Annotated in this window: 24 protein-coding genes; 16 read left to right on the forward strand and 8 right to left on the reverse strand. The window is 32.9% G+C overall.

Features of this window, described 5'->3' with window-relative positions; genetic code table 11:
* Window position 1 precedes the first annotated feature (1 nt).
* From AAC053_RS08800 to AAC053_RS08845, 10 genes are all read left to right on the forward strand, one after another.
* Entirely contained in the window at window positions 2-883 is an 882-nt protein-coding gene (locus AAC053_RS08800; protein ID WP_339755429.1) for an SDR family oxidoreductase, read from the forward strand.
* A 350-nt stretch (window positions 884-1,233) separates the two neighbouring features.
* A complete protein-coding gene (locus AAC053_RS08805) occupies window positions 1,234-4,089 on the forward strand; it encodes an insulinase family protein (protein WP_339755431.1) in 2,856 nt (951 codons plus the stop codon).
* Between the two features lie 355 nt (window positions 4,090-4,444).
* On the forward strand, window positions 4,445-5,212 hold the full coding sequence (locus AAC053_RS08810) for an AAA family ATPase (protein WP_339755433.1): 768 nt from the start codon (window positions 4,445-4,447) through the stop codon (window positions 5,210-5,212).
* Window positions 5,212-6,114 carry a ParB/RepB/Spo0J family partition protein gene (locus AAC053_RS08815; RefSeq protein ID WP_339755435.1) on the forward strand — a complete coding sequence of 301 codons (903 nt, stop codon included), beginning with the start codon at window positions 5,212-5,214 and terminating at the stop codon, window positions 6,112-6,114. The genes AAC053_RS08810 and AAC053_RS08815 overlap by 1 nt, the downstream gene beginning before the upstream one ends.
* Window positions 6,104-6,706 carry a DUF5683 domain-containing protein gene (locus AAC053_RS08820; protein WP_339755436.1) on the forward strand — a complete coding sequence of 201 codons (603 nt, stop codon included), beginning with the start codon at window positions 6,104-6,106 and terminating at the stop codon, window positions 6,704-6,706. The genes AAC053_RS08815 and AAC053_RS08820 overlap by 11 nt, the downstream gene beginning before the upstream one ends.
* A 1-nt stretch (window position 6,707) precedes the next feature.
* On the forward strand, window positions 6,708-7,412 hold the full coding sequence (gene dapB / locus AAC053_RS08825) for a 4-hydroxy-tetrahydrodipicolinate reductase (RefSeq protein WP_339755437.1): 705 nt from the start codon (window positions 6,708-6,710) through the stop codon (window positions 7,410-7,412).
* 13 nt (window positions 7,413-7,425) lie between these two features.
* Window positions 7,426-7,782 carry a four helix bundle protein gene (locus AAC053_RS08830; protein WP_339755438.1) on the forward strand — a complete coding sequence of 119 codons (357 nt, stop codon included), beginning with the start codon at window positions 7,426-7,428 and terminating at the stop codon, window positions 7,780-7,782.
* 35 nt (window positions 7,783-7,817) lie between these two features.
* Window positions 7,818-9,419, forward strand: a complete 1,602-nt coding sequence (gene lepB, locus AAC053_RS08835) for a signal peptidase I (RefSeq protein ID WP_339755439.1) — start codon at window positions 7,818-7,820, stop codon at window positions 9,417-9,419.
* A 29-nt stretch (window positions 9,420-9,448) separates the two neighbouring features.
* Complete coding sequence (locus AAC053_RS08840) at window positions 9,449-10,060, forward strand: WbqC family protein (RefSeq protein WP_339755441.1); 612 nt, start codon at window positions 9,449-9,451, stop codon at window positions 10,058-10,060.
* Window positions 10,061-10,172: 112 nt separating this feature from the next.
* Window positions 10,173-10,481, forward strand: a complete 309-nt coding sequence (locus AAC053_RS08845) for a DUF6122 family protein (protein WP_339755443.1) — start codon at window positions 10,173-10,175, stop codon at window positions 10,479-10,481.
* Here the strand turns inward: AAC053_RS08845 and AAC053_RS08850 are convergent.
* The 8 genes from AAC053_RS08850 to AAC053_RS08885 form a co-directional block, all read right to left on the reverse strand.
* The gene (locus AAC053_RS08850; protein ID WP_339755445.1) at window positions 10,473-11,495 is read right to left on the reverse strand and encodes an endonuclease/exonuclease/phosphatase family protein; all 1,023 of its coding nucleotides are present in this window, start codon (window positions 11,493-11,495) and stop codon (window positions 10,473-10,475) included. The genes AAC053_RS08845 and AAC053_RS08850 overlap by 9 nt on opposite strands.
* A gap of 30 nt (window positions 11,496-11,525) precedes the next feature.
* Window positions 11,526-12,386, reverse strand: a complete 861-nt coding sequence (locus tag AAC053_RS08855; protein ID WP_339755447.1) for a rhomboid family intramembrane serine protease — start codon at window positions 12,384-12,386, stop codon at window positions 11,526-11,528.
* Window positions 12,387-12,388: 2 nt separating this feature from the next.
* Window positions 12,389-13,141, reverse strand: coding sequence for a rhomboid family intramembrane serine protease (locus AAC053_RS08860; RefSeq protein ID WP_339755448.1), 753 nt, complete (start codon window positions 13,139-13,141; stop codon window positions 12,389-12,391).
* A 3-nt stretch (window positions 13,142-13,144) separates the two neighbouring features.
* Window positions 13,145-15,004 carry a DNA mismatch repair endonuclease MutL gene (gene mutL, locus AAC053_RS08865; protein ID WP_339755450.1) on the reverse strand — a complete coding sequence of 620 codons (1,860 nt, stop codon included), beginning with the start codon at window positions 15,002-15,004 and terminating at the stop codon, window positions 13,145-13,147.
* Window positions 15,004-15,279, reverse strand: coding sequence for a riboflavin synthase subunit beta (locus AAC053_RS08870; RefSeq protein ID WP_339755451.1), 276 nt, complete (start codon window positions 15,277-15,279; stop codon window positions 15,004-15,006). Before AAC053_RS08870 ends, mutL begins: the two co-directional genes overlap by 1 nt.
* A gap of 16 nt (window positions 15,280-15,295) precedes the next feature.
* Entirely contained in the window at window positions 15,296-15,523 is a 228-nt protein-coding gene (locus tag AAC053_RS08875) for a hypothetical protein (RefSeq protein WP_339755452.1), read from the reverse strand.
* 148 nt (window positions 15,524-15,671) lie between these two features.
* The gene (gene ribH / locus AAC053_RS08880) at window positions 15,672-16,181 is read right to left on the reverse strand and encodes a 6,7-dimethyl-8-ribityllumazine synthase (protein ID WP_339755454.1); all 510 of its coding nucleotides are present in this window, start codon (window positions 16,179-16,181) and stop codon (window positions 15,672-15,674) included.
* Between the two features lie 2 nt (window positions 16,182-16,183).
* Complete coding sequence (locus AAC053_RS08885) at window positions 16,184-16,948, reverse strand: tetratricopeptide repeat protein (protein WP_339755455.1); 765 nt, start codon at window positions 16,946-16,948, stop codon at window positions 16,184-16,186.
* Between the two features lie 298 nt (window positions 16,949-17,246).
* Here AAC053_RS08885 and recF point away from each other — a divergent pair, with 298 nt between their 5' ends.
* From recF to AAC053_RS08915, 6 genes are all read left to right on the forward strand, one after another.
* A complete protein-coding gene (gene recF / locus AAC053_RS08890) occupies window positions 17,247-18,326 on the forward strand; it encodes a DNA replication and repair protein RecF (protein WP_339755457.1) in 1,080 nt (359 codons plus the stop codon).
* Window positions 18,323-18,811, forward strand: coding sequence for a lipocalin family protein (locus AAC053_RS08895; RefSeq protein ID WP_339755459.1), 489 nt, complete (start codon window positions 18,323-18,325; stop codon window positions 18,809-18,811). The genes recF and AAC053_RS08895 overlap by 4 nt, the downstream gene beginning before the upstream one ends.
* Window positions 18,812-18,844: 33 nt before the next feature.
* Complete coding sequence (locus tag AAC053_RS08900; protein WP_339755461.1) at window positions 18,845-19,141, forward strand: DUF721 domain-containing protein; 297 nt, start codon at window positions 18,845-18,847, stop codon at window positions 19,139-19,141.
* Window positions 19,142-19,145: 4 nt separating this feature from the next.
* A complete protein-coding gene (locus tag AAC053_RS08905) occupies window positions 19,146-19,865 on the forward strand; it encodes a class I SAM-dependent methyltransferase (protein ID WP_339755462.1) in 720 nt (239 codons plus the stop codon).
* 81 nt (window positions 19,866-19,946) lie between these two features.
* A complete protein-coding gene (locus AAC053_RS08910) occupies window positions 19,947-22,358 on the forward strand; it encodes a penicillin acylase family protein (RefSeq protein ID WP_339755464.1) in 2,412 nt (803 codons plus the stop codon).
* Window positions 22,358-22,714: a hypothetical protein gene (locus AAC053_RS08915; protein WP_339755466.1), complete on the forward strand. Its 357-nt coding sequence runs from the start codon at window positions 22,358-22,360 to the stop codon at window positions 22,712-22,714. The genes AAC053_RS08910 and AAC053_RS08915 overlap by 1 nt, the downstream gene beginning before the upstream one ends.
* Window positions 22,715-22,850 lie beyond the last annotated feature (136 nt).

Raw genomic sequence — 22,850 nt, forward strand, 5'->3', positions numbered from 1 at the left:
CATGAATCACACAAATAAAATGCTAAGAGACGATGCTCTCAAAGGAAAAACAATTGTAGTAACAGGCGGAGGAAGCGGCTTAGGCAAAGCTATGACGAGATACTTCTTAGAACTTGGTGCAAATGTTGCCATTTCATCTCGTGACATAGATAAGCTTAAGAACACAGCCAAGGAATTAGAAGCAGAAACTGGTGGCACATGTTTACCATTACAGTGTGATGTGCGTGAGTTTCATCAGGTAGAAGCTATGCGCCAAGTTGTTGTAGAAAAATTTGGCAAAGTGGATGTCTTACTAAATAATGCTGCCGGAAATTTCATCTCACCTACAGAACGTTTGTCGCCAAGAGCCTTTGATGTGATTATAGATATTGTTCTAAAAGGTACAAAAAACTGTATGCTAGCTTTTGGAAAACATTGGATAGACACTAAACAAACCAATACCAACGTCTTAAGTATCGTAACGACTTATGCTTGGACAGGTTCTGGTTACGTTGTACCAAGTGCAGCAGCTAAAGCTGGAGTTTTGGCCATGACTCGAAGTCTTGCTGTAGAATGGGCAAAATACGGAATGCGATTTAATGCTATTGCTCCAGGACCATTCCCAACTAAAGGAGCTTGGGATCGTTTAATGCCTGGTGATCTTAAAGAAAAATTTGATATGGCTAAAAAAGTACCGTTACAACGTGTTGGTGAGCATCAAGAATTAGCCAATTTAGCAGCTTATTTAGTGTCTGACTTTTCAGCCTATATGAATGGTGAAGTTGTGACTATAGATGGTGGTGAATGGCTTAAAGGTGCAGGTGAATTCAATATGTTATCAGAAGTTAGTGAAAATCAATGGGACGATTTAGAAAAAATGATTCGAACTAAAAAGAATAAATAAACGTTCTGCATTTTATTGGTACTCAATTGATTTTGAATACGTCAGTTCGAGTGATTTTTGATAAAAATCGTATCGAGAACCTATTTTATAACATAAATTTCTTGTTCTCGATACAAATTTCAGGCTATCAAAGCCTAAAATTCACTCGAATAGACGAAATTTAATCAAATGCACAACGGATTAAATAATTACCTCTTACCTATTCTCATAAAATTTATCTGAGCTTAAGCATAATATTCAACTAAAAATTTAGTTAAAGTATTGTTATTTCTTTTATTCTTAATGTTTTATATTTAGATTAGAGGAATTTTCTTATAAACAGTTATTATAATTTTTAAAACCATCAATCTATGAAAACAAAACTTTCTCAAATGCTTCGAACACTTTTTGTTTGTTGTTTGCTAATTACATTATCAACAAATGCACAAACCAAAACTTTAGAAAAGCAAACTACTGGCTCAGTCTCTTCAGACTTATTACCAACAACTTCAGATGTAAAAATTGGTAAACTATCTAACGGACTTACCTATTACATACAGAATAATGGTAAACCAGAAGACAAAGTAGAATTACGTTTGGCTATAAAAGCCGGTTCTATTTTAGAAACCGAAGACCAACTAGGTTTAGCGCATTTTATGGAGCACATGAACTTTAATGGTACCACCAATTTTAAGAAAAACGAATTGGTAGATTACTTGCAAAGTATTGGTGTAGAATTTGGTGCAGACTTAAATGCCTACACAGGTTTTGACCAAACGGTTTATATTCTCCCAATTCCAAGTGACGATCCAGAAAAATTAGATAAAGGCTTTCAAATTTTACAAGATTGGGCTGGTAATGCATTACTTACTGAACAAGATATTGATGATGAACGTGGCGTTGTTATTGAAGAATACAGAACACGACTTGGTGCCGCAACCAGAATGCAATCTAAGTATTTAGATAAAATCGCTTACAAATCTAAATATGCAGATCGCTTACCAATTGGTACAAAAGAAAACTTAGAAACCTTCAAATATGAAAGTGTAAGAAACTTTCAAAAAGACTGGTATCGTCCTAACCTAATGGCAGTAATTGCTGTTGGTGACCTAGATGTAGAAACACTTGAAAAGAAAATAATAGAAAATTTTAGCGATCTAAAAAACCCTGAGAATCCAAAACCAAGAGAGGAATTTGGATCCGAAAATCATGAAGGTACTTTTGTAGCTATTGAATGGGATGAAGAAGCTACAGGCAGCCAAGTTCAAATTTATTACAAGGATAAAGGTAAAAAGAAGAAAACAAAAACTGTAGAAGACTATAGAGACAATGTTGTTGAAGGCCTTTTTGACCAAATGATAAACAACAGACTTAGCGAATTTAGTAATAAACCAAACCCACCATTTATTTATGGTTTTTCATACAAAGGTGGTATTATAGGTAACAAAGATGCCTATCAATCTTTTGCTCAAACTAATGAAACAGGTCAGTTAGACGCATTAAAAACACTATTAGAAGAAAATGAACGTGTAAAACGTTATGGTTTTAAAGCTTCAGAATTAAAACGCGCGAAGAAAGATTATTTAGCAAGATTAGAACGTTCGTTTAAAAATAAGGGTAAGGAAGAATCTGGTAGAATTGTTCGTGGTTATATTCAGAATTTTTTACAAGAAAGCCCTATTCCTGGAATAGAATGGTCTTTCGAATATACACAATCAGAGTTACCAAATATAAAGCTAGAAGAAGTTAATGGTTTAATTGTCAATTTCTTACATGACGACAATAGGTTAGTTGTTCTTACAGGCCCAAAAAAGGAAGGTCTTAAAAAGGTGACAGAAAAAGAAGTCATTAACTTACTAGATAATATTAAAAAAGCAGACATTGCCGATTATGAAGATGAAGCAGTAAGAGAAAACCTAATGCCTGTAAAACCTAAAAAAGGAAGTATCGCTAGTGTAGAAGTTAATAATAAAGAAAAAATTAACGAAACAACAACAATTACCTTAAGTAATGGTGCAAAAATTATTTATAAGAAAACAGATTTTAAAAATGATGAAATCTTATTTGAAGCCTATAGTTATGGAGGTACATCATTGTACTCTGATGATGTTTTAAAAGAAACCGCAAGCGCTAACAGAGGTGTATTTGAAGCGAGTATTGATGGGCTCACCAAAAACGACATGACTAAATTAATGTCTGGTAAAATAGCACGAGTAAGCCCTTTTATTGGTGGTTTAAGCGAAGGTATGAGAGGATCTGCTTCACCTAAAGATTTTGAAACCATGTTTCAAATGATTCATTTGTACTTTACTAAATTAGATAAAGATCCTGAGGCTTTTGCTTCTTATATAAGTAAGCAGAAAGCCTTTTTAGGAAATATATTATCTAATCCTAATATATCGTTTTCAATTGCTTTAGGTAAGTTTTCTAATGAAGGGAACCCAAGATATACAGGCTTCCCAACTGAAGAAGATTTAGATAAAGCTAATTATGATTTAGCTTATGAAAAGTATAAAGAACGTTTTGCAAATGCAGGAGACTTTAATTTTTATTTTGTTGGTAATGTAGATGAGGATAAGATCGCTGAATATGCAGAGACCTATATTGCATCACTTCCAGGGAATACAGAACGAGAAATGTATAACGTATCATCTTTTAGGCCAAAATCTGGTGCTTATGAGTTTACGTATAATAAAGGCACTGAACCAAAAAGCCAGGTAAACCTTATTTATAGAGGTGAAGCAAAATATGATATTAAAGAAGCTAGAGCGATGAATGCTTTAGGAGAAATCTTAAGTATTAAATTGATCGAAAAATTAAGAGAAGAAGAAGGTGGTGTATATGGTGCTGGTGCAAGAGGCTCTATTAACAAAATGCCTTATGGTCGTTTTAGTTTTAGCATTTCATTTCCTTGTGCACCTGAAAATGTCGAAAAGTTATCTGCTGCAGCAATAGCAGAACTTAAAAAGATTGTAAACGATGGACCTACAGTAACAGATTTAGACAAAGTAAAGAAAGCTTTATTACTAACGAGAAAAGAACAACTAGAGCAAAACCGTTTTTGGTTGTCTGCTATTAAAAATGCAGATTATAATAAAAGTGATATTGATAATGTAATTAACTATGAAGCTAATGTAAATGCTTTAACAACAAAAGATATACATAATGTTGCTAAGAAATACTTAAGTGGTGGTTATATAAAAGCAGTATTATTACCAGAAGAATAGTAGATCTATTTATTCACAATTAGGCTAACTGAAAATTATAAAAATCAATATAAATTAGAATCTGAAACAAGTTCAGGTTAATAGCATTGGTTCTTTTCAGTTAGCCTATTTTTATGAAATCAATGTTAACAACTTCAATTTTCTATACTCATAAATAATTGTATTTTTACGATGAAATTATCATGCAATTTTATGATATCGAAAAGCTTGGCTTTTGCTTTTTGGCAAAAGCTTTTTTAAGTTTCATATTATATATAATATGAAGCGATAAAAAGATGAAGCGAACATGTAAAATAGAGGTTTGAATACATTAAAATATCCTAATAAATTCACATTCAAATAACCAAATCATTTAATGGGTAAAATCATTGCAATTGCTAATCAAAAAGGAGGTGTTGGTAAAACAACGACCTCTGTAAATTTAGCTGCTTCTTTAGGTGTACTAGAGAAGAAAGTACTACTTATAGATGCAGATCCTCAAGCCAATGCCAGTTCTGGTTTAGGGATTGATGTAGATGCTGTTGAGATCGGCTCATATCAGGTATTAGAACACACCAAACCTGCAAAGGACGCTATTATAACATCCAAAGCGCCTAACGTAGATATTATGCCTGCACATATCGATCTTGTCGCAATAGAAATTGAATTAGTAGATAAAGAAGAGCGTGAGTACATGCTTAAAAAAGCAATTTCGGAATTAAAATCTGAATACGACTATATATTAATTGATTGCGCTCCTTCGCTTGGTTTGTTAACATTAAACGCTTTAACTGCTGCTGATTCCGTAATTATTCCTATTCAATGCGAATATTTTGCACTAGAAGGTTTAGGCAAACTGTTAAATACTATTAAAAGTGTACAAAAAATACATAATGAAGCGTTAGATATCGAAGGACTATTGTTAACAATGTTCGATTCGCGCTTGCGTCTATCTAACCAAGTTGTAGAAGAGGTTCAGAAACATTTTACAGATATGGTTTTTGATACTATTATTCAACGAAACGTACGTTTAGGTGAAGCACCAAGTTATGGCGAAAGCATTATCAACTACGATGTAAGTAGCAAAGGTGCTGCAAACTATTTGAGCTTAGCCAAAGAGTTGATTAAAAAAAATGAATTGTAATGGCTAAGGCAACAAAAAAACAAGCATTAGGACGTGGGCTTTCGGCTTTGTTAAAAGACCCTCAAAACGATATTAACTCTGCTGAAGATAAAAATGCAGATAAAGTTGTTGGTAATATAGTTGAACTCGATGTTGAAAGTATCGAAGTAAATCCATTTCAGCCAAGAACAAATTTTAATGAAGAATCGCTTAGAGAACTCGCTTCTTCTATTCGCGAGCTTGGAGTAATTCAACCAATAACGGTTAGAAAATTAGCCTTCAACAAATACCAATTAGTTTCTGGCGAGCGTCGTTTTAGAGCTTCTAGATTAATAGGTTTAACTGCAATCCCAGCATATATAAGAATAGCAAACGACCAAGAGTCTTTAGAAATGGCTTTGGTTGAGAATATTCAACGCCAAGATTTAGACCCAATAGAAATTTCACTATCCTATCAACGTTTAATTGACGAAATACAACTGACACAAGAACAAATGAGTGAGCGTGTTGGTAAAAAACGTTCGACTATTGCCAATTATTTACGCTTATTAAAATTAGACCCAATCATTCAAACCGGAATGCGAGATGGATTTATTAGTATGGGACATGGTAGAGCTATGGTTAATATAGAAAGTCCGATAGACCAACTCGAAGTTTATGAAAAAGTTATCAGCAACAAACTATCTGTAAGAGCTACAGAGCAATTAGTTAAGAACTTAAATTCGACATCAGAACAAACATCGGACTCAGAATCTACAGGAATCCCAAAGTACATTAAAAAAGGGGTTAAAGAATTCTCAGAATACTTCGGACATAAAATAGACGTTAAAATAGCTAAGAATGGAAGTGGTAAGATTACGATACCTTTTCATTCTGAAGAAGATTTTAACCGAATTAAAAAATTAGTTCAACGTGCTAAATAAACGTTTATTTATTTTATACCTATGCTTTTTTTCGGCACTATATTCATTTTCTCAAAAGGATAAAGATAGTACGAGCATAGCCATAGACCAATCACCTATAGTAGCTAACGAGACATTGACTAAAAAAGCCATTGATCCGCTACGACCGTCTAAAGCAGCGTTTTATTCGGCTATCTTGCCAGGATTAGGACAAGCTTACAATAAAAAATATTGGAAAGTACCTATTGTTTGGGGAGCTATTGGAGCTGGTGTTTATTTCTATGTGAGGAATGATAAGCAATTTGATCGCTATAGAGATGCATACAAAAGACGTAAAGCTGGTTTTAAAGATGATGAATTTTATGGTCCTAATGAGACACCATCCATTTCAGATGATGGGCTTATTAGAGCACAGCAACAGTTTAGACGAAATAAAGAAGTGTCTCTTTTAGTGACCTTTGGTCTTTATGCCTTAAACATTATTGATGCCAATGTAGATGCGCATTTATTACAGTTTAATGTTGATGAAAATTTAAGCCTTAGTCCACACTATCAATACAACCAGTTGGAGAACACTTCGGATTTAGGATTAACATTAAATTTTAAATTTTAATATGAATATAGCTTTACTAGGTTATGGCAGAATGGGCAAAAGCATTGAAACTATTGCTTTACAACGCAATCATAGTATTACTCTAAAAGCGTCTGGTACTAATTCAGATTATGATTTTTTAAATACTGAGGTCGCTATAGATTTTAGCATACCAGCTGTAGCCGTTTCTAATATTAAAAAGGCTTTAGATGCAGGAGTGCCTGTGATATCTGGCACCACAGGTTGGTTAGACCAATACGAAGATGTCTTAGAGTATTGTAAATCTAAAGGTGGAACATTTTTATATGCTTCAAATTTTAGTTTAGGCGTTAATCTTTTTTTCGAAATTAATAAAAGACTGAGTCAATTAATGGCAAAAGTAGATGGTTATAATGCTGAAATTGAAGAAATTCATCACACTCAAAAATTAGATGCACCAAGTGGTACTGCCATTACTTTAGCTGAACAAATCGTAAAAAACACCAATTACAAAAACTGGACGTTAGACCAACCTAAATCTGATGAAATTTACATTGATGCCAAGCGTATTGAAAACGTTTCTGGCACTCATAAAATAACTTATAATTCTGAAATCGATTCTATTAGCATAAAGCATACAGCACATAGTCGCAAAGGTTTTGCAATGGGAGCAGTAATTGCAGCAGAATGGATTAAGAATAAAAAAGGAGTGTTTAGCATGAAAGATGTGTTAAATATTAATGCTTAATGTCGATTGATTAATGAAGAATGACCTAAAACATAGAACAAAAATATTTGCACATAACACTGTTAAGCTAGTTGCTAAATTACCTAATGATTATTTATCTAATCATATTAAAAATCAACTTATCAGATGCTCTACGTCAGTAGCAGCGAATTATAGAGCCACTTGCGTTGCACAATCAAAACGAAGTTTCATTTCAAAAATAAGTATTGTAATTGAAGAGGTAGATGAAAGTCATTTCTGGTTAGAATTCATTATTGACGAAAAACTTTTACCTTCGGACAATTGTAAATTTTTGTTAAATGAAGCAGATGAATTGACAAGGATTTTTATTTCATCAAGAAAAACTGCAAATTTGAACCTTAAAAATTAATCAATTGTCATTAGACAATTATCATTTTAGATATTATGACCTGGACTCAGTGGTTTATTTTTTTACTAATCTTACAAGTTATACATGGCTTAGGTACATGGAAATTATATGTTAAAGCTGAGAGAAAAGCATGGGAAGCATTTGTACCAGTTTACAATGCGGTTGTATTAATGAAAATTGTTTCTCGTCCTTGGTGGTGGGTTATATTAATGTTTTTACCAATTGTAAATCTTATAATGATTCCTGCAGCTTGGGTAGAAACCGCTAGATCATTTGGTAAGGATAGTAAACTAGACGCACTATTATGCGTAATTACTTTAGGCTTTTATCTATATTATTTAAATTATGTTGCAGACGTTAGCTATATAGAAGACAGAAAGTTAAAACCAAAAACATCTTCTGGAGAATGGATAACCTCTATCCTATTCGCTATTGTTGCAGCTACAATTGTACATACGTATTTCTTTCAACCGTTTGTGATTCCGTCATCATCCTTAGAAAAATCATTGTTGGTTGGTGATTTTCTTATTGTTAGTAAAATACATTATGGTGCCAGAACGCCAATGACAACTATTGGAGCACCAATGGTACATGACACTATTCCTGTCTTGAAAACCAAATCTTACTTATTTAATGACAACTTCGAAAAGCGAAACACATCTTGGATAAATAAATTACAGCTACCATATTTTAGATTACCAGCCTTTGAAAAAATTAAACGCAATGACATTGTGGTATTCAACCAACCAGCAGATACGCTTTTGGATATGAATAATTTTACTCCAGATCGTAACTATTACAAACCCATAGATAAGAAGACCAATCTAGTAAAACGTTGTGTGGGTGTCGCTGGTGATACTTTAGAAATACGTAATGGTTATGTTTACATAAATGGTGTACAAAACAAATTACCTAATAGAGCGCAGTTACAATTTTCTTATGACATAACTTTTAAGCGTAATCTTCAAGCAGCACGGATTTATGATATACTAAAAAAATATGATATCACTGATGGATTAGGCTATGGAACAACAGAAGGGTCTTATAGAATTCCTGCTGCTACAGACCAAGCTATAGCGAGATTAAAAGCGCACCCAGAAGTAGCACAAATTGTTCCTATTAAAAGAGCTCCAGAAGAAAAAGACGATATCTTTCCTAGAGATGCTAATTACAATTGGAACATCGACAATTTTGGCCCTATATGGATTCCTAAAGCTGGAGCCACAGTTAAATTAACGACTGAAAACATTGCATTATATAAACGTGCTATTTCAGAATATGAAGGCCATAAAGTAGTCACAAGAGGGAATCAAATTTTTATTGATGACCAACCAGCAACAGCCTATACTTTTGGGCAAGATTATTATTGGATGATGGGAGACAACAGACACAACTCTATTGATAGTAGATATTGGGGATTTGTACCTTTCGATCATACTTTTGGTAAACCAGTATTTATCTGGATGAGTATAGATGGTATTAATGACGGTCTTAAAAACTGGAGACCTCGTTGGGATAGAATATTTACAACAGTCAGTGGCAGTGGTAAACGCACATCTTACTTAATACCATTTTTAGTGCTTATTTTGGGAATCACTTTCTATAATAGATGGAGAAAGAAAAAGAAAGCTAAATAATAATTAGTAGTCTAAAAAAACAAGACATAATGAATTGTCTTATCCATGCTACATATTTCCCTAACATAGCGCATTATGCAGCTATGTTTAAGGCTGATAATGTGTTTTTTGAAGCATGTGATAACTATCAAAAACAAAGCTTTAGAAATCGCACAGAAATTTATGGTGCTAACGGTAAACTTGCTCTAACAGTTCCTGTGAGTTATACTCAAAAGAATAGACAACTTTATAAAGATGTTAGAATTGCTAATGAAGATTATTGGCAACAACAACATCTAAAATCATTACAATCAGCTTACAGCATGTCCCCTTTTTTTGAATACTACATTGACGACTTAATGCCTTTGTTTGAAAAGCAATTTGACTACATCTTAGATTTTAATCTCAATTGTTTTGAAGTGCTTATAGATTCTCTACAGCTTAATCTTGCTACATCAAAAACACAGCTTTTTGAAAAACAGCCAAAAGACAAAACAGATTTTAAACCATTAGTTAATCGAAACTATAAAATAGATTCTTTTCAATCTTACACTCAAGTTTTTACTGAGAAACATGGTTTTATTTCGAATCTTAGCATCTTAGATTTATTGTTTAATGAGGGGCCAAATACAGAGTTATACTTAAAAAAACAAACATTATAAACTTAAAAACACCCCTAAAGTCCCCTCAAGGGGACAATTCTAAAAACGAACTTACATAGTATGTCCCCTTGAGGGGACTTTAGGGATGTTAAGATAAAACATATAAAATATTATGCTTCAATTTTGGGTTCACTATGGTCTACATTTCGGATTTCCACTAGTGCTTGCTTTATGCTTTTTTAAACAAAATTGGATCAAGGCTTACTTAATTATGTTACTTGCTTTTGTTATTGATTTAGACCACTTATTAGCCAATCCAATTTTCGATCCTAATCGTTGTAGTATTAATTTTCACCCGCTTCACTCTTATTATGCAATAGCAGTTTATTTCATATTGCTTATTCCTAAAAAATCTAGACTTTTCGGTATTGGTTTAGTAGCTCACATTATTGCAGATACAGCAGATTGTTGGCTAATGTAATTTTAAGGTCGCTTTTATAGGATAGTGATCTGAAAGCTTAATATCATAGGTTTTAAAACCATTAACAGTAAAAGCTTTATCGGATAAAATAAAATCAATTCTTAGTGGGAAGAACTTAAAGTTATATGTTCTTCCGAAGCCATTACCAGCTTCTTCAAAAGAATCTAGCAAATCATCGCCTTTTACTTTTTTATAAATATAAGAATATGCTGTATTATTAAAATCGCCAGTTACAATGCTTTTGTAGTTACATTTAGATTTATGCTTTAGAAATAGCTCTACTTGCTCTTGCTGGGCTTTAAAAGTTGCACCTACCTGTTTAAATAAATGGCCAGAGGTTTCCTTTTTAAGTGTTTTTACATCAGTCTTTATACCCGAAGATTGCAAATGCAAATTATAAATTCTTATCGTATCCTTATGCTTAACGATATCAACAAAAATGCCATTATTAAAAGTATTTGGAAATTCTAGCGAACCAGAATTTACAATAGGGAATTTTGAAAAAATAGCCTGTCCGCGTTTTACAGTGTTATTAAGTGTAGCGTTAAAACTATAATACCCATCCAATTTAATAGGATCAGCTGTTCTATACTCTTGCATAGAAAGTATATCTAGATTTTCGCTATATATAAATTCTACAATATCTTCTTTCACTGTCTTACTAGGTAACCATGAAAACATATTAAATAATCTCACATTATATGACATTACTGAAATATTATTGGTGTCTTCAATCTTTTTAGAAGATGAAAACTTATACATAGTACTTATATAACTCCATCCCAAAACCAATACCAACAACGATAATAAAAGTTGCTTTTTCACCCTTAGCAACCAATAGATAAAAAAGATTATATTGAGTAGAATGAGTAATGGAACACTAAGGCTTAAAACGGACAGCGTCGCAAATTTTTTTGGTGGTATGTATGCTAAAATGTAGGAAACAAGCAATAAAAACGCTACCAAAGAATTGATAACAAATATAAATTTACCGCCTAGCTTTAAATTCTTCATATTAATTTCCCTTGAAAATGGGAATCTGCATTATTTACCAGCTTTAAAGAGAAACTCTTTTTCTTCTGCTGTAAGACTCTCATAACCACTTTTACTGATTTTATCGAGAATTAAATCTATCTTTTTCTGTTTATTAAACGAATTAAACTCGTCTTTAGTCTTACCAGCAAATTGTCCTTTTTTTCGATGCACTGTTTTTAAATTAGATTTTGGTTTAAACCAACTTACTACAGTATCCATCGCTCGTTCAAAGCCAGAGCCTATGTCTTTGCCTTGTCTAAGTTTAGTGGCATAAAAATAACCTAACAATGCGCCTCCTAAATGCGCAACATTTCCTCCCTGATTCCAAGTAAACAAACCCAAAACATCCATAACAACTATGGCAATGGCAATATATTTAAGCTTAACATTAAACATAAAGATTCGGACTTCTGTTTCTGCCATATAAATTCCAAGAAAGATAATTAAAGCTCTAATACCAGCAGAAGCACCAACTACGCTTGAAGTCTCTATTAGAAACTGACTTGGTAAGACATTATACACAAATAGAAAAGCCAATCCGCCAGCAATGATACCTAGTAAGTATATGTTAAGTGCCATTTTTGGGCGAAACAAATTCAATAACATTCTTGATATGTAATACAAAATCAAAAGATTGAAAAGAACATGAAAAAAACCATAATGGGTAAATCCATAAGTAATGAGTGTCCATGGCTTTAGTAAAAAGTCTAATAAATCTGATGGTAAACTTAAAAAAGACAAAGAATTGCTTGTTTGTACAAAAACACCAATCAACTGACCACTAATGAAAATGATAATATTTATAACAATAATCTTTTCAAAAGCATTGAAGTTATTAAACTTGCATTTAAAATCTCGTAGTGTGTTCATAGTTAATTCCAACGGTATTTATCTTTTTCATTTTTCTTCCAGAAGTACATCAAAATAAAACCTGTAAGAGCTCCACCAACGTGCGCCATATAAGCTGTATTACTTGGACTAAATATGGATTGACCTGTTATACCAGAAAACAAGTCTAAAGCAATAATAACAGGTATAAAGTACTTAGCTTTTATTGGTATAGGCAAGAAAATAAGCATTAATTTAGATTCGGGAAATAACATTCCGAAAGCCACTAGAACTCCCATAATAGCACCAGATGCGCCTACCATAGTGGAATTAAAAGCACTAACAAAACCATTAAAATTATCACCTAAAATTGACACCCAAGCTGTATTGTATTTACCTTCACTAAGAACATTAACAATATCCGTTAGAGAAATACCAGATTCTATTAAAGTTGTTAAACCAGTGTTGTACTGAAAATACAAAAATGCAACTTGAATAATAGCTGCACCAAACCCAGAAAGCAAATAAAATGTTAAGAATTTCTTCCATCCAAAAGCTTGTTCAACAGCAGTGCCAAACATCCATAAAGTAAACATATTAAATAGAACATGTGTCACTCCACCATGCATAAACATGTGCGTTAACACTTGCCATGGTTGAAACATTGGGTTTTTGGGGAAATATAAAGCGAACCATCGATAAAAAATTTCACCATTACCAATTGCCATAGTTCCTATAAGCATTAGCACGTTTATAATTAATAAATGCTTTACTACACCTGTTATTCCTTGTCTCATATACTACATAAATTTTTTTTCAATATCATCAACTCCTAGCGTAATAAACGTTGGTCTATTGGTTGGTGATACATTTGGTTCCTTACAGGCAAATAAACTATTAACCATGTGCTCTTGCTCCATACTATTAAGAGATTGTCCATTTTTAATGGCTAAACTTTTTGCCATAGATTTAGCGAGCAAATCTGCAGCACTAAAATTGGCGTCTGGCACATCATTTTCTACATCGCTAATCAACTGTTCAAAAATTATAGTCACTTCACTTTCTGACACTCCAACTGGCACACCTGTAATCGTAATTTCTTTTTCATTTAATTCTAAAAATACAAAACCTGTATGTTCTAAATCTGCTTTTAAATCGCCTATTATCTTGGTTTCGCTTGGTGTAAAATGCAATTGCAACGGAAATAATAACTGCTGACTTGTCGCCTCTTTTATGGTTATATGTTTTAAGAAATTTTCATATAACACACGCTGATGTGCTCTATTCTGATCTATAATAAGCATACCCGATTTTAATGTACTAACGATATATTTTTGCTGTAACTGAAAGGTTGTTTTAGTGCTTTCAATAGACGAATTACTAAAGATAGTTTCGGTTTGCGAATCACTTTCAAACGTTACTTCACTAAATTCTGTTTTAGAATTATTGCCTTTAGATTCTAGGCCTACATACAGGCTTTCCCAAGAAGCTGCTGCTGCTTGCTTAAAGCTCGTACTATGTGTTAAACTTTGTCTCCTATTATTCTCATCTTCAGAAAATGGATTAAAAGCTCTATCTACCTCAACTAAAGGTGCCGAAGCTGTTTTATCTTTATAATTATATGGCGTATTTAAACTGCTTTGATGTTCAAAATCTAAAACAGGTGCAATATTAAACTGCCCTAAACTATGCTTAACCGCAGATCGTAAAATGGCATAAAGCGTATGCTCATCATCAAACTTAATTTCTGTCTTTGTAGGATGAATATTTATATCTATTGTCTTCGGATCTACTGTGAGATTCAAAAAATAACTTGGATGATAGCCATCTTTTAGTAACCCATCAAAAGCTGCATTAATCGCATGGTTTAGATATGGACTTTTAATAAAACGCTGATTAACAAAAAAGAACTGCTCCGATTTTGTTTTTTTAGAGAATTCTGGCTTACCAACAAATCCTGAGATTTTTAAAACTTCTGTCTCCTCTTCTACAGGTACTAACTTCTCATTGGTTTTAGTGCCAAAAATATGCACTACGCGTTGCCTGTAATTTTCTTGTGGTAAATTAAAAAGCTCACTCCCGTTATGGTATAATGCAAAAGCAATATTAGGATGTGCTAAAGCAACACGATGAAATTCATCTGAAATATGTCTTAACTCAACGGTATCTGACTTTAAGAAATTTCGTCTTGCAGGAATATTAAAAAACAAATTTTTCACTGCAACCGAAGTTCCAGAAGGTGTTACTGAAACCTCTTGAGATTTAACAGTACTGCCTTCAATTTCTATTGTAGTTCCTAATTCGTCTTCTGGTCGTTTCGTTTTTAAATCTACATGAGCAATCGCAGCAATACTTGCCAATGCTTCACCTCGAAATCCTTTTGTGTTAATTTGAAACAAATCTTCTGCAGATTTTATTTTTGATGTAGCATGACGCTCAAAACTTAAGCGCGCGTCAGTGACACTCATGCCTTTACCGTTATCAATAACTTGCACTAAGGTTTTACCAGCATTTTTAATGATGAGTTTAATTTCGGTAGCATCAGCATCAATAGCATTTTCCAATAATTCTTTGACTACAGAAGCAGGACGTTGTACCACCTCACCAGCTGCTATTTGGTTGGCAACATGATCTGGTAAGAGTTGAATTATATCTGTCATTAGCTTTTTGAGAAGAAAATAGACAAGTCGAAACCAATCACTAATAGAAATAAGAATACTAAAACCCCTATTATAATTAGAACACGTTTATTTACCTTGTTGTCTCTATTGTTTTGATAATCATCTAAAGCCGCATTCCATTTCCCCTTAATTCCTTTTGCAGGATTCACGGTTGATCTGTGCTCATCAAACTTGTGCTTAAGCTCATAAGGATTACTGTCACCTTTATAATATTGTGGCTTATAATTATACTTCCGATTCTTTTTTAATTTCATTAATCCCATACTATCCTTATTTCATATATCCATCGAGAATATATATTAAAACAAAAAGCAACACTAATATAATGATTAAGGCTGGTAGAGATGTTAGCACATTCCCCTTGCGTTTAGCACCACCTTTTACTTCATTCCATTTAGTCTCTAAACCGTCTTTCAACTCTTCCCGATAGCTGTCGGGATTAGAATCCTGAAAACGAGGCTTATAACTAAAACGTTTGTTTTTTCTTTGATTAAACACGCTGACTAATAAATTAATCTCGATATATCTCAAAAGTACTTAAAATACTAGGAAATATTACTTAAGGATTCCTTAAAATTATTAACAAAAAGTATGCTAGAGTTAGCTGTTAGCTAAAAAATAAACACAATAAAGTAATGAAGACTGTTTACTGCTTACTTTCGTTTCTAAGGTTTGCCATTTTTATAGCTGCGATTGCCGCTTCAGTACCTTTATTACCATGTTTACCACCAGAACGATCAATAGACTGTTGCATATTATTATCGGTAAGCACACAAAATACAACAGGAATATCTCCTTTAAGATTAAGGTCTTTAATGCCTTGTGTTACGCCTTCGCAAACAAAGTCGAAATGTTTTGTTTCTCCTTGAATAACACAACCTATAACAATAATAGCATCTAACATACCTGAATCTGCGTAAATGCTTTTACTCATTCTGGCTGCACCATAAGTGAGTTCGAAAGTACCTGGCACATTCCATCGTACAATATTCTCTTTAAGTACACTGCAATCTATTAGCGCGTCAAAAGCTCCTTGCCATAGACCTTCAGTAATAGTATCGTTCCATTCTGAAACAACAATCCCAAACCGAAAGTCTTTCGCGTTTGGGATTGCTGTTTTATCGTAATTCGATAAATTATGATTTGCCGTAGCCATACTTATAAGCTTGCTTCAACTTTTCCTATTAATGTATCCACTTGAGTTGCTTCCGTAGATGTTGAGAATTCAGACTTAATGCGTTTTAAATAACCTAAGGCTTTATCACTCTGTCCTAAATCTATAGCAACACGTGCAGCCTTCATTAAATATAAAGGTGTTGTAAATTCATTTACATTTGCCTTAAAAGCTTTTTCGTAATATTCTAAAGCGTCTTCTTTTTGATCTAATTGCACAAATGCATCACCAATACCACCTTTAGATATTGGTCCAAGCATTTTGTCATCACTATAAAAATTACCTAAATAAGTAACTGCATTTTGGTAATCTTTTAAATTCAAATAAGACATACCAGCATAGTAGTTTGCTAAATTAGCAGCAGGTGTACCACCATATTCATTGATAATATCTAACATTCCATACTTTCCTTCACCACCATTTAAAGACATATTGTAAAGTGAATCTGAAGAAATACCACTAACAGCATCATCAAAGTACTTTTTCGCTGTGTACATTTCGTTCATGGCGTCTTTTTCTTGTGGTTCAGCTACAAATTTATTGTAACCTAAATAGCCTAAAACTACTAAAGCAATAGCGCCAATGACACCAATAATGTATTTTTGGTTTTTAACTACCCACTCCTCCGTTTTAGAGGCTCCTTCATCTAAAGTATTAAATACTTCAGCAGTTGTTGAGTTTTCCTCAACCACTTCGTCCTTCTCTTTCTTAGTTTTAGGTTTGTATCCTCTTTTCTTATATGTAGCCATATCTTGTCTATTTGTGCGTGCGCAAAAATAAAATTTTTATTGGATTAAACATCAATTCTACATTAAAATTACTCACCAAAAATTGCTCTTTTTCCTTGATACTTCAAAATAATAAAAAACCATAGCTTCACTATGCTTTGTTATTTTTATTCGCCTTAAGAAAAAATACCTGCTTTTTCAATAAACAATTTCAAAATAGAAATGATGTAAAGCCTATTTATTTGTTATTTTTGAACAATTGTTGAAGAGCAATAATGCTTTGCCACAGCACTAAAATTAGGCAAACCATTAAATTTATATGAATCTAAACACTCTATCTTTAGTTAATTACAAAAATTTTGAAAGTCAGGTTTTCGCTTTCGACGCCAAAATCAATTGTTTTGTTGGCGCAAATGGTATAGGTAAAACCAACGCTTTAGATGCCATATACCATCTAGCTTTCGGAAAAAGCTACTTTAATCCTATTGCAGTTCAGAATATAAATCACAATGCAGAATTTTTTGTAGTTGATGGACATTTTACTAAAAATGAGCGTTCTGAAAAAGTTATAGTGTCCCTAAAACGTGGGCAAAAAAAAGTTATTAAACGCAATGGCAAAGTTTACGACAAATTTAGTGAGCATATTGGGTTTATTCCGCTAGTCATTATATCTCCTGCAGATCGCGATCTAATTATAGAAGGTAGTGATACACGACGAAAGTTTATTGATAGTGTTATTTCTCAAAGTGATAAAAGTTATCTAACAGAACTTATAAGCTATAACAAGGTTTTAGCACAGCGAAACGCACTCTTAAAATATTTTGCGTTGAATAATACATTTAATGCAGATACACTTGCTATTTACAACGAACAACTTCATAATTATGGCACTGAAATATTTAAAAAACGAGAGACGTTTTTAAAAACGTTTATCCCAATTTTAAAAGCACGATATGAAGCGATTAGTCAGAGCAAAGAAGTTATTAATTTAACTTATAAAAGTGATTTGTTTGATGGCGAATTAAACGATTTATTAGATAAAACCCTTAACAAAGATAAAGCTTTACAATACACAAGCGTTGGAGCTCACAAAGATGATTTAGTGTTTTTAATTGATGATTTTCCAATCAAAAAATTTGGAAGTCAAGGCCAACAAAAATCCTTTTTAATCGCATTGAAGTTGGCTCAGTTCGATTTTACAAAACAACAAAGCGGTGTGTCTCCTATCTTGCTCTTAGATGATATTTTTGATAAATTGGATGAAAATAGAGTGGCACAAATTATTAATTTGGTTGACAATGACCATTTCGGTCAAATTTTTATTAGCGATACACATGCTGACAGAACTGAAGATATTGTGAAACAAATTCATCAATCTTATAAAATTTTCAAATTATGAAAAACTATTATAACGTCATTGCGAAGCAGACTTTTTCTGTCTGCTGTGGCAATCTCATAAATTGGAAAAATCTGCTTTTCATATTAATTATGTTTAGTTTGTTTAACTGCTCCAAAAGCCCAGAAACATACATAGAATATATAGCTGGCTATTGGGAAATTGAAGAAGTCACTCTTTCTGATGGTAGTAAAAAAGAATATAAGTTTAATGATACTATAGATTACATAAGTCTTAATGACAGTTTGTATGGGTTTAGAAAAAAACTAAAACCTGGTATTAACAATACCTACTTTACCTCTGGTAATGCAGAAACTTTAAACGTAAAAATTGAAAATAATAGCTTAAACATATACTATAGCACACCTTATGCGAAATGGAAGGAAACTGTTATTGAAGCAACTCCTAAAAACTTACGTATTATTAATGAAAATAAGGATGTATATTTATACAAGCGCTACACTCCAATTATATTGAGTGTCGAGTAATTAATGAAAGTTCCTCTATGATGGAAAGTAAACATGGCAAAACGCAATAACGATAATCAACCTATAGAAGACATTCTAAAAGAGTTTGTGAAAAAAAACAATTTGCAACCTGGTTTAGATAAAGTTAATGTACGCGAAGCTTGGGCAAATCTTATGGGAGATGGAGTTAACAACTACACTACTGCTATTGAGCTTAAATACGATATTCTCTATGTAAAATTAAGTTCTAGTGTGCTTAGAGAAGAACTAAGTTATGGTAATGAAAAGATTATAAAAATGCTAAATGAGGCTATTGGCAAAGAGGTTATTAAAAAATTAGTACTGCGATAAATTAATGAATTCTACCAAAACATTAAATTTAATAACCAACCAATACACTATCCCTTGGTCCATGAGCAGAGCAGAGCAAGCGACGCTTATTAGAGTATTACAAACCATTAAACCAAAAGTTGCTATTGAAATTGGCACATATAATGGTGGAAGCCTACAAGTTATTAGTGCATTTTCAGACAAAGTATATGCTATTGATTTAACTCCAACTTATAGAGATAAGCAATGTGATGCTCTAACTAATGTAGAGTATCTAATTGGCGACTCAAAAATTGTAGTCCCTGAGCTGATTAACCAAATTAACAGTAATAATGAGGTTGTAGAATTTATACTTATAGATGGTGATCACAGTACAAAAGGTGTTTTAGAAGATATCACCAATGTGCTTAAATTATTGCCTAAGCAAGCTGTCACAATTATTCTACACGATAGTTTTAATCCTGCATGTAGAAAAGGTATGAAAGCTTATGATTATAATTCAAATAAATTTATAGAGAATGTAGAACTCGATTATGTCACTGGCGCTTTTAATCACGATGGGCTTTACAGAGAAATGTGGGGAGGATTTGCATGTATTAGGATGCAACCAGAGAAACAAATAAGACCTTTAGAGGTAACATCATATCAAGATAAATTATATAGAACGACCTACTTAAGGTCTATCCATTTTTATAAAAATTTATTTTGGTTCTTAAAACCCATTTACAAAATTTTTAAAAAATAGCCACTCAAATCTAATTCCTAAATACTAAGATAAAAAGTAATTATTATTTGGTATTTTTAAATTCTATTCTAATTTCACTTCATGAAGTATTTTAAATTTGTACTTTCCTTTGTATTAACAATAGGAATATTTTTCGCATTAAACACCAAATTTGGGTCTATTCCTCCCATAGGAAAATTTCTTAATCCTTATTCTGGAGTATGGCAAAACGAAACTAACGAATCTACAACTGGTGAAATAACAATTCTAGGATTAACAGATAAAGTTACTGTGCATTATGATGCGCAATTAATTCCGCATGTATTTGCTCAGAATGATCTTGATTTATACAGAGCTCAAGGCTATTTAACGGCAAAGCATAGACTTTGGCAAATGGAATTTCAAACTTATGCATCAGCTGGTCGCTTATCTGAAATTATAGGAGAAGGAGCATTAAACTATGACAGACAAGAACGACGAAGAGGCATGGTCTTTGGCGCAGAGCAAACCATAAAAAAAATGTCTGAAGACGTAAAAACTATGGCTATTGCAGAAGCTTATGCAGATGGTGTAAATAGTTACATTAACCAATTAGACCCTAAAGATTATCCTGTAGAATATAAATTACTCGATTATAAACCTGAAGCATGGTCACCCAAAAAGACAGCATTACTTTTAATGTATATGACTAAAATGCTGGCTGGTGGAGATGAGGATATAGAAAATACTAATGCTTTACGATTATTTGGTAAAGAGCGTTTCGATTTACTGTTTCCAGATTTCTTTGATATTACAGATCCTATAATTCCAAAAGAAACAGACTGGAGTTTTGTTGATGTACCACAAACACCAACACCAATAAGTTATATCGTTTTAGATTCTATTGCAGAAACGATTGATAAACCAGATCCAAATTATGGAAGTAATAATTGGGCTATTTCTGGAGAAAAATCAACTTCTGGTCATCCTATTTTGGCAAACGATCCGCATTTAGGTTTAAACCTACCTTCTATTTGGTTTGTAATGCAATTAAGCACACCAACCCATAATGCATTTGGCGCTACGCTACCAGGTGCTTTAGCTGTTATTTCTGGCTTTAACCAATATATTGCATGGGGAGAAACTAATGCGACTAGAGATGTTATTGATTGGTATAAGATAGAATTTAATGCAGATAGAACAAAATACAAATACAACAACCAATGGAAAGATGTCACTATAAGAGTTGAAGATATTAAAATAAAAGGTAAAGTTAGTTATAAGGATTCTGTTTTATACACGCATCATGGTCCTGTAGTGTATGATAAAAACTTTAAATCAGATAAAGAATTAGCTGGCTATGCGATGCAATGGGCCGGTCATATTCCTGGAAATGGACAGAAAACTTTTTTAGAATTAAATAAAGCGAAAAACTACGATGACTATGCTAATGCTCTAAAATATTGGGTTGCGCCTGCTCAAAACTTTGTCTTTGCCTCAACTGAAGGAGATATTGCCTTATGGATACAAGGTATGTTTCCTAATAAATGGGAAGGACAAGGTAAATTTGTTATGGACGGTAGTAAATCTGAAAATGATTGGCAAAGTTTTATTCCGCAACCATTTAATGCACATACTAAAAACCCAGAACGCGGCTTTGTAAGTTCTGCTAATCAGCATCCTGTAGATGAGGCTTATCCCTATTTTGTTTTTAATGATGGCTACGAAACCTATAGAAATCGTGTAATTAACGATTTCTTTAATTCTAAAGAAAAGTTCAGCATTCAAGATTTTAAAGATTTACAAAATAACAATTACAATCTAAAGGCCGCAGAATTAATGCCTTTTATGTTAGAGGTAATGGATACTTCAAAGTTTACTTTAGAAGAAAAAGAAATCTATAACTTGGCTAAGGCATGGCAATATAATAATGATATGACCGAAGTTGGCCCAAGTATTTGGAGTGCTTGGTGGACTATTCTTTATGATATGGTTTGGGATGAATTTAATGTTGAAAATACAGCTATGGATTCTCCGTTTACATACCAGACTATATATTTACTAAAGACCAAAGGAGATGATGCCTTTATGGATATTATGGATACACCAGAAACTGAAACGGCTAAAGATTTATTCAGATTAAGTTTTAGTAAGGCTGTTTTAAGACTAAGTGAATGGAAAGCCGAAAATGGAGACTTCAATTGGGTAAATTATAAAGGAACTTTTGCTGGTCACCTATTACAAGGCTTACCAGCATTTTCAAGATTTGATATTCCGATTGGTGGTGGTAAAAATATAGTTAATGCGACATCCGAAAACTGGGGACCATCTTGGCGAATGATTGTAGAAATGACCTCTCCACCAACAGGATTAGGTATTTATCCTGGTGGACAATCTGGTAATCCTGGTAGTAAATACTACGATAATTTTATTGATGATTGGGCAGCTGGTAAATACCATACTCTTAACTTTTTACAATCTAGCGAAGCTACTAATGCGATAATTGGCACACAAATATTAATACCTAGCAACTAATGAAAGCAAATACAACCAATTTTATAGTTACAATTGTTTTAGCAATAATTTTATCACTCTTTCTTCCTTGGTGGTCTGTGATGGTAGCCGCTTTAGCAAGTGCCATATTTGTACCATTAAAACGTGCTGCTGTATTCTTTGCCCCCTTTTTAGCTATTCTTTTATTTTGGGTCGTTTACAGTTTTATTCTTAGTAGTGGTAATGATTATACCTTAGCCAAACGCATTGCAATTTTATTACCTTTGGGAGGCAATCCTTATGTATTAATGTTAGTAACTGGATTAGTTGGTGGTTTGGCCGCTGGTATTTCTGCTGTTTTTGGTAAGCAGTTGAGTCTAATGTTAAAAAAGCAATAGAACTACATATATAAATGTGCGTTAATATGACAAACCACTGACCAATGGTAAAATTCTTTAGAAAAAAAAGTTATTAAAAACAACGTAACTATTCAGGCTTCAATATAGCAATAGTTTTAAAAGCACTAAATATATT

The sequence above is a fragment of the uncultured Winogradskyella sp. genome (genome assembly GCF_963975125.1).
GTDB lineage: Bacteria > Bacteroidota > Bacteroidia > Flavobacteriales > Flavobacteriaceae > Winogradskyella.